The sequence below is a fragment of the Cupriavidus sp. 96C5-1 genome, assembly GCF_057798855.1.
In genome coordinates, this window is the sequence record NZ_JBYOJU010000049.1 from 57,118 (window position 1) to 70,115 (window position 12,998).

The following is a 12,998-nucleotide window of genomic DNA, read 5'->3' on the forward strand; positions in this document are numbered from 1 at the left end:
ACAGAGCGCTACTTTACCTCGGTTGGCGAGTTCCGAATGGCTGCCGCGAACGCGCGCCGAGCCAGCGATCCAGCTAAACGTCCAGCAACTCCGCAATATGCTGGTCCTTCAGCTTGACGTAATTGGCCGCCGTATAGCGGAAGAAGCCGCGTTCCTTCTCCGTCAGCGGCCGGGCCTGCCTGGCGGGGCTGCCCACATAGAGATGCCCGCTCTCGAGCGCCTTGCCTGGCGGCACCACGCTGCCGGCGCCGAGAATCACCTCGTCCCCGATCACGGCGCCGTCCATCACGATGGTACCCATGCCGATCAGGATGCGGCTGCCGATGGTGCAGCCATGCAGCAGCGCCTTGTGGCCGATCGTCACATCTTCGCCGATCGTGAGCGGAAAGCCGTCGGGATTGAAGGGGCCGGCATGGGTGATATGCAGCACGCTGCCGTCCTGCACGCTGGTGCGCGCGCCGATGCGGATGCGATGCATATCGCCACGGATGGTCACCATCGGCCAGATGGAACTGTCGGCGCCAATCTCGATGTCGCCGATCAGCACGGCAGTCGGGTCGACGAACACGCGGTCGCCAAGTTGGGGGGCTTTGCCCTGGAAGCTGCGAATGGTCATGATGGGAACCTGGATCCGGAAAGGCGCAAGTCAAACGCCCGCCACTGGCACGGGACTGTTGACCGTTGACTGTTGACTGTTGCGCCGATTGAACTCGCACATTATCACAGCAACACCCTTTCCCTTCCTGGCACTTGGGCACGGTCGCCGCAGACCTGGCGCTGACCATCGGCGCACGAGGCGGCGTCTATATCGGCGGCGGCCTGCCATTAACGAGCGCGTCAGACTATCGGGAACGGAATCTCGACCCGCCGCGACGGCGCACTGCGGCGAGGTGTCCTGGGAGATTGGGCGACAGCGTGGGCTTGGCGTTTCATAACGCCTATGACTTGATCTGCAATGCAGAACTGCCAGGGTGGGCGTCTTCCTCCAGCATGGCAAGCGCGCCGACGATGAGTGCGTGCATGCCCTGAACAAGCTCCGCCTCCATCTCGGCTTCTTCCGCCACGCGGTCTGCCTCCACAACAGGTTCTCGGCCTGCTACCGAATATACCGTGTCGGCCACGGCAATGCAGTGGAATGCGATCGTCGCAAGCAGCCAACGTGCCTGCGCCTTTGAGATGCCGTAGGCCCGCGCGATATGGCTCTGGTGCCCGTCGATTTTGGCGAGCATGGGCTGTGTTGCAGCCAACCTGCGGATCACGTACGGCGTCAGCCCAGGGTGTGCCTTGACGAACTCCCGTACCGATGTGGTGAACACGATCAGGTAATCCTTCAATCCGCCACGTCCCTTGCCGCAAGCCTGCGGAATCTGCCAGCGGCTGAAGATCTCCTCGGCGACCAGGCGCTTGAGTTCCACAAGACTCGGCACGTGCTTGTAGAGCGCCATATGGCTGACCCCGAGTGCGGCGGCAACGCCGACGAAGGTGATGTTCGGCAAGCCGATCTCAATGCCCGCGTCGGCGATCCGTTCGCGTGTGATGGTACGAGGACGCCCGCGCGCCGAAGGTCGTTGTGGCGGTTTCATGTTTGTTCCTTGATCGCTGGTGACAGCCATGTAGCCACCTTGCCAGCCTTTCGTCAATTAGTTTATAGTTATGCAACTAATTATCATTTCGATTCACCGGAATCCTCCGTGACCGACCCATCGAGCGCCTTGGAAGGCAGCAACCCCTCGGCCGCCATTCTGCGCGACGCCAACCATGACCGTGGCTTGCTCGAGGTCGATGCCACCGAGCGGCCTGCGTGGATGGGGTCTCGCCTTGTCGTTCGCAAGACGGGGTGAGAGCCATCCCATCATTCTGAATCTCTGGACGTTCCTTTTTCATGAACACTCGTGACGCGGCCGCGGCCGAACCCAAGAGACCCGGCCCGATCAGCCGGGTATTGAACCCCATCCGTGGGCAACTGATCGTCGCCGCGGTACTGGCCGGCGTGGGCGCCATGCTCACGCTGGTGCCGCTGGCCGGCATCGCGCATATCGCGAAGATCGTCCTCGGCGGCGCCGACATCGCGGCGGCGGCACGGGCGCAAGTGCAGAGCGAAGTCTGGTGGATCGTCATTGCCAGCGTGGCGAGCCTGTTCGTCGGCATGGCGCTGGTGTCCGCTGGGGAACTGACCGCCCACCTGGCCGACAACCGCATCACCCATCACCTGCGCCTGGCGGCCACGCAGCGGCTGGCCCGGGTGCCGCTGGGCTGGTTCACCAGCCGGGCGTCGGGCGAGGTCAAGCAGGCCATGCAGGACGACATCGGCACGCTGCACAGCCTGACCGCGCACTTCTACACGACGCTGGGACGCGCCGTGGGCGCCATCCTGATCTCGGTCATCTACCTGTTCGCGATGGACTGGCGCATGGCCATGGTCTCGATCCTGCCGTTCCCGGGCTTCTTCCTGTTCTTCGGCAGGGCCATGAAGGCCAGCGGGGCGAACATGAAGGAATTCGTCGGCGGGCTGGGACGCATCAACAACGCGGTGGTCGAGTTCGTCAACGGCATTCCCGTGGTCAAGTCCTTCGGCGCAAGCGGCAAGGCGCACGGCGGCTACCGCGAGGCAGTCGATGCCTTCGCCCAAGCCTTCGCCGGTTTCACCCGTCCCCTCGTGGGCTCGATGGCCAACGCCAACGCGATGATCGCGCCGGTGGCGGTGCTGGGCGTGGTGCTGGTCTTCGGCACGCTGTTCGTGAGCCTGGGCTGGATTGCCCCGGTGGACGTGCTGCCGTTCGCTCTGGTGGCACCGGGCCTCTCCGCGCCGTTGCTGCTGCTGCACTACATCACCCATGACCTGAACCATGCCACCGGTGCCGCCCAGCGCGTGCAGGCGCTGCTGGAGACGCCTGTGCTGGAGCAGCCGGCGCCCGATATGCGGCAGTTGCCCACGGGCACCGAAATCCGCGTCGAGCACGTCGGCTACGCCTACGACGCGCAGAACAAGGTGCTGTCGGACGTCAGCTTCACCCTCAAGCCCGGCACGGTGACCGCCATCGTCGGCGCGTCCGGTGCCGGCAAATCGACCCTGGCCCGGCTGCTGCTGCGCTTCTTCGACCCGACCGACGGGCGCATCACGCTCGGCGGCGTGGATTTGAGGCATATCGAGACCTCGGATCTGTACCAGCGCATCGGTTTCGTGCTGCAGGAGGTGCGCCTCATCCACGCCAGCGTGCGCGAGAACATCGCGCTGGGCCGGCCCTCGGCCAGCCAGCAGGAGGTCGAGGACGCCGCGCGCGCCGCGAACATTCATGAGCGAATCTTGAATCTGCCGCGCGGCTACGACTCGGTGGTCGGCGAAGACGCGCTGCTCTCCGGTGGCGAGCAGCAGCGCGTGAGCATCGCCCGTGCCGTGCTGCTCGATCCGTCCGTGCTCGTGCTCGACGAAGCCACCGCGGCCGCCGACGCCGAGAACGAGGTGGCGATCCAGGACGCGCTGTCGCGCTTCGCGCGAGGCCGCACGCTGCTGGTCATTGCACACCGGCTCGACACGGTGATGCACGCCGACCACATCATCGTGATCGAGAACGGCACGATCCACGAGCAAGGCCGCCACGCCGAGCTGATCGCGCGCGAAGGCCGCTATGCGCGGCTATGGACGCTGGGCGGCTATGAAGAACCCCAGGATCAGGCGGTGCCGTCATGCTGAAAACCTTCGTTCAACTGCTGGGCGACGATGCGCCCGTCTTCCGCCGCTACGCCTGGATGGCCGTGTTCTATGGCCTGCTCAGCGGGCTGACCATCACCACGCTGGTGCCCATTCTCAGCCGCCTTCTGGCCGGCGATACGCGCGGCGCGGCGCTGTGGCTCATCGTGCTGCTGGCCGGCATGACGGCCTGCTGGGGCTGGCGGCGCAAGGTGGAGAAGGCCGGCGTGCGCGTGGGTGTCGCCGTCCTGCAGGGCGCGCGCCAGCGCATCGGCGACCACGTTGCGCGCCTGCCCGTCGGCTGGTTCACGCCGGAGAACAGCGCCCGGCTTGGCCATGTCATCACGAACGGCATGATGGCAGTGGCCCAGCTTCCCGCACACGTGTTCACGCCGGTGATCAGCGGCGCCGTGACGCCGGTGGTGATCGTGGCCGCGCTGTTCGCGCGGCACTGGCCGATGGGCCTGATCGCGCTGCTGGCGCTGCCGATCCTGATCGGCGCGTTCCTGATCGCCGCTCGCCTGGGCCTGCGCGCCGACCACACCTTCCATCGCCACTTCGCCCACACCAGCCAGCGCATGGTCGAGTTCGCCCAGGCCCAGTCGGTACTGCGCGCGTTCAACGGTGGAGGCGGCAGCACGCGCTTGCTTGAACAGGCCATCGACCAGCAACGCCACTCCGGCACGCGGCTGATCTATCTGTCGGCGGCGTCCACGGTGCTCAACGCCTGGGTCGTGCAGGCCGTCTTCGCCGCGTTGCTGATCGCCGCCGCGTTGTGGCTCAACGCCCACCTGGGCGGCGCGCTGGAAGCGGACTCGGTGGTCGCCGTCATCGTGGCGCTGCTGCTGGCCAACCGCTATATCGATCCGCTGCTGGACGTGGCCGGCTATTGCGAGGTCCTGCGCGGCGCGCGCGGCCAGCTCGACGCGGTGCGCGAGATCCTTGCGGTCAAGCCTTTGCCGGAACCGGACCAGCCGCAGGCACCGCGTGATGCGTCGATCGAGCTGCGCGAGGTGAGCTTCCGCTACACACCGGATCAACCCGATGTGCTGAAGGGCGTGAACCTGCGCATCGAGCCGGGCAGCATGGCCGCGCTGATTGGCGCCTCCGGATCGGGCAAGACCACACTGGTGCGGCTGATCGCACGCTTCTTCGATGTGAGCCAGGGCAGCGTACTCGTCGGTGGCGTGGACGTGCGGCAGATGTCCAACGCGCAGCTGGCCGGCCAGATCAGTCAGATCTTCCAGGACAACTACCTGTTTGCGGGCAGCATTGCCGACAACATCCGCATCGGCAAACCCAATGCCAACGATGCCGAGATCATGGAAGCTGCGCGGCAGGCCGGCGTGGCCGAGATCATCGAGCGCCTGCCGCAGGGCATCGACACCCCGGTCGGCGAAGGCGGCGCACGCCTGTCGGGCGGCGAGCGCCAGCGCATCGCCATCGCCCGCGCGCTGATCAAGGACGCGCCCATCCTGCTGGTCGATGAGGCCACCGCCGCGCTGGACGCGGAGAACCAGGCAGCCATCGCCGAGGCGCTGGCGCGTCTGCGCGGCAAGCGCACGCTGATCGTCATCGCGCACCAACTCTCGACGGTGGCAATGGCCGACCAGATCGTGGTGCTCGATGGCGGCAAGGTCGTCGAGCAGGGTTCGCCCACGCCATTGCGCGCGAGCCAGGGGCGCTACGCGCACTTCCTGGCCCAGCGCCGGGCCGCCAGGGGCTGGCGTATCGCGGCGGCGTCGAACGGAGACCGCCGCTGATGCGCGCACCTTGGCTTGGATTGTTCGCCATCCTCTGCGGCGCCTCGCTGCTGGTCGGCGCCCGGCAGATGGCGTGGTCGCAGCTGTTCTCGCTGTCGGGCGATGCCTGGCTGACGCTGACAGCCAGCCGCCTGCCCCGCCTGGCGGCGCTGGTGCTGACTGGCGTGGGCCTGTCCGTCTGCGGCGTGATCCTTCAGCAGATCGTTCGCAACAAGTTCGTCGAACCGGCCACCTCGGGCGGACTGGATGCGGCCAAGCTCGGCATCCTGGTGTCGATGACGCTGGCGCCCGCCGCCGGCACGATGGGCCGGATGCTGTTCGCGCTGGTCTTCTGCTTCGCCGCGAGCCTGGTCTATGTGGCGATCATCCGCCGCATCAAGTTCAAGAACACCGTCCTCGTGCCGGTCATCGGCCTCATGTACGGCAGCGTGCTGAGTGCCGTGGCCGAGTTCTACGCCTACCGCTACAACATCCTGCAGAGCATGCAGGGCTGGCTGCTCGGCGATTTCTCCAAGGTGGTCCAGGGCAACTACGAGATCATCTACCTGATCCTGCCGATCGTCGCGGTCACCTACCTGTATGCGCACCGCTTCACCGTGCTCGGCATGGGCGAAGGCATGACCACCAGCCTGGGGCTGAGCTATTCGGCAACGGCGGCGCTGGGCCTGATGCTGGTGGCGGTCACCGTGTCCGCAACGGTCATCACCGTCGGCGCGATCCCCTTCGTCGGGCTGGTCATCCCCAACCTGGTCGCGCTGCATCACGGCGACAACCTGGGCCGGACGCTGCCCATCGTCGCTCTGGGCGGCGCGTCGCTGCTGCTGGCCTGCGACATTCTCGGCCGCCTGCTCATCTACCCGTTCGAGGTGCCCATCGGCCTGACCGCAGGCAGCGTGGGCGGCGTGCTGTTCCTTGTACTCATCATCTGGAAGAAGAAATGAGGCGCGCGCCCCCCCAATACGCCCTCTGGATGGTGGTCATCGCCTTGGCCGCGGTTTTCGTCCTCCTGCGATCCGGCTTCGACTTCGACTACGTCATTCCCAAGCGGCTCGCCCGGCTGGCCGCCATCGTCATCGGCGGGATCTGCGTCGCCTTCTCCTCGATCACGTTCCAGACCATCGCGGGCAACCGGATTCTGACGCCGGCGATCATGGGGTACGAGGCGGTCTATCTGCTGTTGCAGTCGCTGCTGATCCTGGCCATGGGCACGCATGGCCAGGTGGTACTCGGCCAGAGCGGCAACTTCTTCCTCTCCATCCTGTTGATGCTCGCCTATTCGTGGGCCATCCATCGGTGGCTCTTGCGGAACGGCAGGCACAACGTGTATTTCCTCCTCCTGCTGGGACTGGTGCTGACCATGGTGATCGGCACTGTCACACAGTTCATCCAGCTCAGGATCAGCCCGGGCGAGTTCGCCGTTCTCCAGGGCTTCAGCTACACGTCCTTCAACAGGGCACAACCCGAGCAGTTGCTCTATTCGGCCCTTCTGGTCGCGGCCGTGTGCCTGCCAGGGCTGAAGACCCTGCCGATCCTCGACGTGCTCTCGCTGGGCCGCGACCAGGCCATTTCCCTGGGGGTCGATTACCAGCGGTACGTGAGGCTCTACTTCGCGCTGATCGCGGCTCTCGTGGCGGTCTCGACCAGCCTGCTCGGGCCCACGGCCTTCATGGGGATCTTCGTTGCGAACATCGCCTATGCGATGGCCCGGACTTCCAGGCATCGGGTCACGCTGCCCATGGGCTGCGCGATCGCCATCGGCATCTTCATCGTGGCCCAGCTTCTGGTCGAACACGTCTTCAACTACAAGACCACCGTCAGCATTCTCGTCAACCTGGTGTGTGGCGCGTATTTCCTCGCGCTGATGGTTCGCACCCGAGGCACCGCATGATCACCGTCCACAACATTCACAAGGCCTACGGCGCCAAGACCGTCCTTTCCGGCGTCAGCGCGCAATTCCCGGCGCAGCGCGTGACTTCTCTCATCGGCCCCAACGGCGCAGGCAAGACGACGCTGCTGCTGCTGATCGCGCGCCTGCTGGAGCCAACCCAGGGCGACATCCTGATCGGGGACCGCAGGGTTTCAGGCATCCGCATCAGCGAATACGCCAAGCACGTCGCCACCTTGCGCCAGTCGCCCGACTTCAACCTGCGCCTGACGGTCGAGGAACTCGTCGCTTTCGGGCGCTTCCCCTACAGCCGCGGCGCGCTCACCCCCGAGGACCACCACGCGATCGACGAGGCCATCGCGTTCCTGTCACTGGAGGCGCTGCGCCGGGCCTACATCGACGAACTCAGCGGAGGGCAGCGCCAGATGGCTTTCCTGGCGATGACCATTGCCCAGCAGACGAACGTTCTGCTGCTGGACGAGCCGCTCAACAACCTCGACATGAAGCATGCCGTCCAGATCATGCGCGCGCTTCGCCGCTTGTGTGACGAACACGGGCGCACCGTGATCCTGGTGATCCATGACATCAACTTCGCTGCCAACTACTCCGATCACATCGTCGCATTGAAGGGCGGAACGGTTCGCTTCTGCGGCCCCGTCGCGGAGGCCGTGACGGAGGCCCGGCTGCAAGAACTGTACGGACTGGACTTCCAGATCATTCAAGGCGAACGCGGACGCCTGTGCAACTACTTCAATCCATCAGGAGAACTGAAATGACCCGGAATCACAGAAACAGGCGTTGGGCGTTAGCCCTGCTGATGGCCGCGACCATCGCGATGCAGGGGTGCGGCCAGAAACCAGCCGAACCGCCACAGGCAACCGCACAGCCGGCTTCTGCCAGCCAGCCCCCGCAGGAAGCGTTCGCACCCGTCACGGTTCAACACAAGCTGGGAACGACCGTCGTCGAGCACCTTCCGCAACGCGCGGCCGCCCTCGACATGAATGAAGTCGATTTCCTCGACCAACTGGGTGTCCCTGTCGTTGGCATGCCGAAGGATTTCGTCCCGCACTTCCTCGCCAGGTACAAGGACGCCCCGGACATTCAGGACCTGGGCTCGATCGTTCAGCCCAATCTGGAGCGGGTTCATGCGGTCAAGCCTGATCTGATCCTGATCACATCGCTCCAGGCGAACCACTACAAGGAACTGAGCGAGATCGCTCCGACGATTCATTTCGATGTGGACTACCGGGATAGCGAGGTCAAGCACATCGAGGTCATCAAGGACCACCTCATGACCCTGGGGCGAATCTTTGGCAAGGAAGACCTCGCTCGCCAAAAAGCCGCTGAACTGGACGCCAAGGTCGAGGAGGTCAGGCGCATGACCCGGGACCGTTCCGAGAAGGCGCTTGTCGTCCTGCACAACAACGGCGCCTTCAGTTCCTTTGGCGTGCGGTCCCGTTACGGGTTCGTCTTCAATGCCCTGGGCGTGAAACCGGCCAGCCCGACTGTCGAGACCGGCCTGCATGGCCAGCCGATCTCCAGCGAATTCATCCAGCAGGCCAACCCCGACATCCTCTACGTGGTGGACCGGACGGCCGTGATGGAGCGCCGTCCGGTCATGGATGCCGCGAGCATGGGCAACCCGCTGCTGCGCCAGACCAACGCCTGGAAGAACGGCCGTGTGGTCTTCGTCGATGCTGAAGCCTGGTACGTCACCGCCGCCAGCCCGACCTCTTTGAAGCTCGTGATCGACGACGTCATCAAGGGCTATCAGCACTGATTCGTTCCGGGGCCTGTCCCTAGCCCCAAACCAAAAACGTAATGATTCGTATTTGATGTAGATCTCTCGCTCGTAAGACGTGCTGAGAACCCACCCAATCTCAACTGAGAAGAACCTGCCATGACCAAACGTCACCATCGCATCGCGCGACCTGCACAGCAGGCGGTGCACCCCCATCCCGCCTTTGCCCTGAACCGCACCGCCGCCGCCGTGCAGACAGTGCTGCTGCTGCTGGGGCTGACCGTGGGCGCCCTGGCCCTGGCTGCTCCGCCGGCACTCGCACAAAGCCCGGCCGCAGAAAGCGGGGTTACGTTGCCGGCGGTGACGGTACAGGCGAGCTCAGCGATCGACGCCTACGCCGGCGGGCAGGTGGCGTCCGGCAGCCGCGTGGGGCTGCTGGGCGACAAGGATTTCATGGAAACGCCGTTTTCCACCATCAGCTATACGGACAAGTTCATCGAAGACCGGCAGGCCAAGGACATCACCGGCGTGATCGCCGCCACCGATCCCACGGTGTTCAGCAACGGCGTCACCGGTGCCTGGAGCGAGAACTACTCCATCCGCGGCTTCGCCTCCAACACCAGCGATATCAGCATCGGCGGCCTGTTCGGCATGGCGCCGTACTACCGCACCACCCCCGAAATGTTCGAGCGTATCGAGGTACTGAAGGGCCCATCGGCCCTGCTCAATGGCATGCCTCCGGGCGGCTCGGTGGGCGGCACCGTCAATCTGGTGCCCAAGCGCGCGGGCGATGAGCCGCTGACGCGACTGACGGCGACCTACATGTCCGATGCGCAGTTCGGCGGACATGTGGACCTTGGGCGGCGCTTTGGTGAGAACAAGCAGTTCGGCATCCGCTTCAACGGGATCTATCGGGACGGAGAGGGGGCGGTCAACCGGCAGGAAAAGAAAACCCGGTTCGCGTCCCTCGGGCTGGACTGGCGGGGCGAGCGCGTTCGCCTCTCTGCCGACCTCTACAGCAGCGATGACCGCGTGAACGGCGTGACCCGAGGCATCAATCTGGCCCCCGGCGTGGCAGTGCCCAAGCCACCCAGGCCCGAAACCCTCCTGAACCCGGATTGGTCCTTCGTCAACACCAGGGACAAGGGTGCGATCGTCCGCGGCGAATTCGACGTGAGCGAAAACCTGATGGCCTATGCAGCCTTCGGCACCAGCAAGACCAACTACAAGTACAACGGTACGATGTCGGCCCAGGTGCTCAACGCGGCGGGTGATGTTCGGCACAGCATGGGCCAGCTGGCCTTCGATATTGAAAAGACATCGGGGGAAGCTGGATTGAAGGGCAAGTTCCAAACCGGCAGCGTCAAGCATCAATGGGCTTTGAATGTCACGCACTACTCGGACACCGAAAGGGACTATGGCCGCAGATCGGTCCCGGGCGCGGACTGGACCACCAACATCTACAAACCGGTCTGGGGCCCAGCCGCCGCAATGAGTTGGCCGCCGACCCTCCACACGGAAACGCGCCTGACCAGCTACGGCATAGCAGATACCCTGTCTTTTGCACAGGACAGGGTGCAACTGACGCTGGGCGTGCGTCGCCAGGAAGTGCTCACCGACACCTTCAGCCTCACGACCGGGGCGCGCAGTGCCCGCTATGACGCGAGCGCCATAACACCCGCGGCCGCGCTGCTGGTCAAGGTCACGAACCATATCTCCGTGTACGGCAATTACATTGAAGGGTTGAGCAAGGGCCAGACCGCGCCGGCAACTGCCGCCAATGCGGGAGAGCTGTTTCCGCCGTACAAGACCAAGCAGAAGGAAATCGGCCTCAAGTTCGATCTCGGCGAATTCGCCCACACGCTCAGCCTGTATGAAATCAAGCGGCCAAGCAGTTATACCGACATTTCCACCAACGTCTTTTCCTTTGGCGGAGAGCAGCGCAACCGGGGGATCGAGTGGGGCTTCTTCGGCTCGCCGCTGCGCGGCGTACGCCTGATGGGTGGCATCGCCTATGTGGACCCCAAGCTCACCAAGACCGCCGGCGGCGTCAACCAGGGCAAGTCGGCAACCGGGTTGCCCAAGCTGCAAGCTAAGCTGGGCGTGGAGTGGGACACCCCCGCCGTACGCGGCTTGACGCTGACCGCCAATGCGACCGCTGCATCCAGGCAATACATCAGTGCCGACAACTCGCTGTCGGTGCCGGGCTACACGGTGTATGACCTGGGCGCACGCTATGCCACCCAGGTCTCCAGCCATCCGCTGACCGTGCGGGCCAGCGTCACCAACGTAACAAACAAGGCCTATTGGGGCATGCCGCTGTTGTCCAGTTTGGCCCTGGGCGCACCGCGCACCTTCCAGCTCTCGGCCACGATGGACTTCTGAACGACACGCGCGCATACGCCACTGGCGGCCACGTCTGCGGCGGTGGCCCATCCGGGAGGCATCGAAAAACCGATGCCGCGACGCATCGGCCGAACTACTTGGCGGCCAAACCTGGACCACGCCCCTCGAAGTAAACGATGTCTACGAGCGCGAACTCGCTGCATGCCGAGCGGCGATGGACCAAGTCGACTGGCAATCGCCAGCGGGTGAGCGCGTTGCCGGCCGCATTCGCTGCCACCATTGCGGGTCCGATGTTCCACTTAAAGACCCCTTTTCACCCAAGAAACAGCTTGAATCATCGCCTAAGGCAAATACGAAGCCCACTCTTTCAACTGTTTGGTGCGATCTTTCGTCCTTTTGACCATGCAGGTCATCTGATCGGCGTTCCGCCCCGTCCCCGCTTGATTGACCACGTACCATGCATCGCACTCATTGTTACGAAAGTGCACCCACTGCCGCTGTGCTTCGATGAACTTCGCCTTGAGCGTCGGGTAGTCAAGATATTCGCTCTGTGGCTGCGACATCCTCTTCAGAAGCTGCTGATACGCAGCATTGAGTTCATTGTCCACTCGATCGTAAACAGCCTGGGCGCGCATATCCTCACACATGGGTGACATATCATCTTTTGGACAGTCCTGAGCATGCACGACACAGGATGACGCAAGAAGACCTGCAACGACGAGCAGGCGACGAAAGCGTGGAATCCTAGGCATAGGCGGGGTCTCTGTTCGACTCTAGCGACGGCATCAGATCGAATTTCCCGCATTAGGCGGGCCGTAACGCGATCGGAGGGTTAGGTAAGGTCTCTCGTCATTCACGGCATGGTGTCAATTTGCAGATTCTTATCCATGCCGTCATGCTACGCGCGGATGGTCTTGGGGACTGTCGTCTTCCAGGCGGGGACGTTGGTGTAGTAGCGCATCCGGTCCGGGTCTTCACCGAAGGCCATGTCCAGCACCCAGTATTCTCCAACGTTATCTGTCGCCATCCACACCTTCAGGATAGCGAAGCGTGCGCAGCGCCTATCGCCTGCCACAACGGACGTCTATACGGCCAAAGCCTCACCATCGCACTGCAGGGATCGAACCGCCACGCAAATCAAGCGGGCCAAAAATGGCCCAGCGAGCCATTTTTGGCCCGCCTATATCCATCTATTAATCAATACCTTAGCGATTGACCGGGCCATTAATGGCCCGATTTCCGCAGAAAAGCCGCATTTCCACGGCGCAAACATCCATGGCGTCGCGGCCCATATGCCCATCACGCTCATCAAACCATTGATTTATATAGGATAAAGACGACGATCTCCGCCATTGGCACGGTGTTTGCCTTATGGGGTACTGCCATTCATTGGCAAGACGGCCTCCCGGCCCCCCCTCATCACTAACACGCAAAAGGAAGTCACCGTTATGCCGACACCCGCTTACATCAGCATCCAGGGCAAGACCCAGGGCAACATCACGCAGGGCGCCTTCACCGCCGACTCGGTGGGCAACGTCTATCAGGAAGGTCACGAAGATCAGATCCTGGTCCAGG

General features: G+C 63.8%; 13 protein-coding genes. 9 read left to right on the forward strand and 4 right to left on the reverse strand.

The features are described 5' to 3' along the window. Positions 1-73: 73 nt before the first annotated feature. A complete protein-coding gene (locus tag AC3FOF_RS36745; RefSeq protein ID WP_488729388.1) occupies positions 74-616 on the reverse strand; it encodes a gamma carbonic anhydrase family protein in 543 nt (180 codons plus the stop codon). A gap of 134 nt (positions 617-750) precedes the next feature. Between AC3FOF_RS36745 and AC3FOF_RS36750 the strand changes: the two genes are divergently transcribed. Further along, positions 751-1,029, forward strand: a complete 279-nt coding sequence (locus tag AC3FOF_RS36750) for a glucokinase (protein ID WP_488729389.1) — start codon at positions 751-753, stop codon at positions 1,027-1,029. On the opposite strand, the gene AC3FOF_RS36755 is transcribed toward AC3FOF_RS36750, so the two are convergent. Beyond that, positions 939-1,583, reverse strand: a complete 645-nt coding sequence (locus tag AC3FOF_RS36755) for a TetR/AcrR family transcriptional regulator (RefSeq protein WP_488729390.1) — start codon at positions 1,581-1,583, stop codon at positions 939-941. The genes AC3FOF_RS36750 and AC3FOF_RS36755 overlap by 91 nt on opposite strands. A 108-nt stretch (positions 1,584-1,691) precedes the next feature. Here AC3FOF_RS36755 and AC3FOF_RS36760 point away from each other — a divergent pair, with 108 nt between their 5' ends. From AC3FOF_RS36760 to AC3FOF_RS36795, 8 genes are all read left to right on the forward strand, one after another. Continuing rightward, positions 1,692-1,841, forward strand: coding sequence for a hypothetical protein (locus AC3FOF_RS36760; RefSeq protein ID WP_276266681.1), 150 nt, complete (start codon positions 1,692-1,694; stop codon positions 1,839-1,841). Between the two features lie 41 nt (positions 1,842-1,882). Further along, positions 1,883-3,691, forward strand: a complete 1,809-nt coding sequence (locus AC3FOF_RS36765) for an ABC transporter ATP-binding protein (RefSeq protein ID WP_488729391.1) — start codon at positions 1,883-1,885, stop codon at positions 3,689-3,691. Next, complete coding sequence (locus AC3FOF_RS36770) at positions 3,685-5,451, forward strand: ABC transporter ATP-binding protein (protein WP_488729392.1); 1,767 nt, start codon at positions 3,685-3,687, stop codon at positions 5,449-5,451. The genes AC3FOF_RS36765 and AC3FOF_RS36770 overlap by 7 nt, the downstream gene beginning before the upstream one ends. Beyond that, positions 5,451-6,392 (forward strand): ABC transporter permease, encoded by a 942-nt coding sequence (locus AC3FOF_RS36775; RefSeq protein WP_488729393.1) that lies wholly within the window; start codon positions 5,451-5,453, stop codon positions 6,390-6,392. The genes AC3FOF_RS36770 and AC3FOF_RS36775 overlap by 1 nt, the downstream gene beginning before the upstream one ends. Further along, positions 6,389-7,339, forward strand: coding sequence for an iron chelate uptake ABC transporter family permease subunit (locus AC3FOF_RS36780; protein WP_488729394.1), 951 nt, complete (start codon positions 6,389-6,391; stop codon positions 7,337-7,339). The genes AC3FOF_RS36775 and AC3FOF_RS36780 overlap by 4 nt, the downstream gene beginning before the upstream one ends. After that, positions 7,336-8,112, forward strand: a complete 777-nt coding sequence (locus tag AC3FOF_RS36785) for an iron ABC transporter ATP-binding protein (RefSeq protein ID WP_017231214.1) — start codon at positions 7,336-7,338, stop codon at positions 8,110-8,112. Before AC3FOF_RS36780 ends, AC3FOF_RS36785 begins: the two co-directional genes overlap by 4 nt. Continuing rightward, positions 8,109-9,116, forward strand: a complete 1,008-nt coding sequence (locus AC3FOF_RS36790) for a siderophore ABC transporter substrate-binding protein (protein WP_488729395.1) — start codon at positions 8,109-8,111, stop codon at positions 9,114-9,116. Before AC3FOF_RS36785 ends, AC3FOF_RS36790 begins: the two co-directional genes overlap by 4 nt. Positions 9,117-9,236: 120 nt before the next feature. After that, the gene (locus tag AC3FOF_RS36795; protein WP_017231216.1) at positions 9,237-11,462 is read left to right on the forward strand and encodes a TonB-dependent receptor; all 2,226 of its coding nucleotides are present in this window, start codon (positions 9,237-9,239) and stop codon (positions 11,460-11,462) included. A 302-nt stretch (positions 11,463-11,764) separates the two neighbouring features. Here AC3FOF_RS36795 and AC3FOF_RS36800 read toward each other — a convergent pair whose 3' ends face one another. Then, the gene (locus tag AC3FOF_RS36800) at positions 11,765-12,070 is read right to left on the reverse strand and encodes a lysozyme inhibitor LprI family protein (protein ID WP_488729396.1); all 306 of its coding nucleotides are present in this window, start codon (positions 12,068-12,070) and stop codon (positions 11,765-11,767) included. 251 nt (positions 12,071-12,321) lie between these two features. Beyond that, a complete protein-coding gene (locus tag AC3FOF_RS36805) occupies positions 12,322-12,450 on the reverse strand; it encodes a hypothetical protein (RefSeq protein ID WP_276266685.1) in 129 nt (42 codons plus the stop codon). Positions 12,451-12,998: the final 548 nt, after the last annotated feature.

Coding starts and splice junctions, on each gene's coding strand:
- AC3FOF_RS36770 (WP_488729392.1), top strand. CDS start 3,685: ATGCTGAAAACCTTCGTTCAACTGCTGGGCGACGATGCGCCCGTCTTC.
- AC3FOF_RS36775 (WP_488729393.1), top strand. CDS start 5,451: ATGCGCGCACCTTGGCTTGGATTGTTCGCCATCCTCTGCGGCGCCTCG.
- AC3FOF_RS36780 (WP_488729394.1), top strand. CDS start 6,389: ATGAGGCGCGCGCCCCCCCAATACGCCCTCTGGATGGTGGTCATCGCC.
- AC3FOF_RS36755 (WP_488729390.1), bottom strand. CDS start 1,583: ATGAAACCGCCACAACGACCTTCGGCGCGCGGGCGTCCTCGTACCATC.
- AC3FOF_RS36795 (WP_017231216.1), top strand. CDS start 9,237: ATGACCAAACGTCACCATCGCATCGCGCGACCTGCACAGCAGGCGGTG.
- AC3FOF_RS36800 (WP_488729396.1), bottom strand. CDS start 12,070: ATGTGTGAGGATATGCGCGCCCAGGCTGTTTACGATCGAGTGGACAAT.
- AC3FOF_RS36765 (WP_488729391.1), top strand. CDS start 1,883: ATGAACACTCGTGACGCGGCCGCGGCCGAACCCAAGAGACCCGGCCCG.
- AC3FOF_RS36745 (WP_488729388.1), bottom strand. CDS start 616: ATGACCATTCGCAGCTTCCAGGGCAAAGCCCCCCAACTTGGCGACCGC.
- AC3FOF_RS36790 (WP_488729395.1), top strand. CDS start 8,109: ATGACCCGGAATCACAGAAACAGGCGTTGGGCGTTAGCCCTGCTGATG.
- AC3FOF_RS36805 (WP_276266685.1), bottom strand. CDS start 12,450: ATGGCGACAGATAACGTTGGAGAATACTGGGTGCTGGACATGGCCTTC.
- AC3FOF_RS36785 (WP_017231214.1), top strand. CDS start 7,336: ATGATCACCGTCCACAACATTCACAAGGCCTACGGCGCCAAGACCGTC.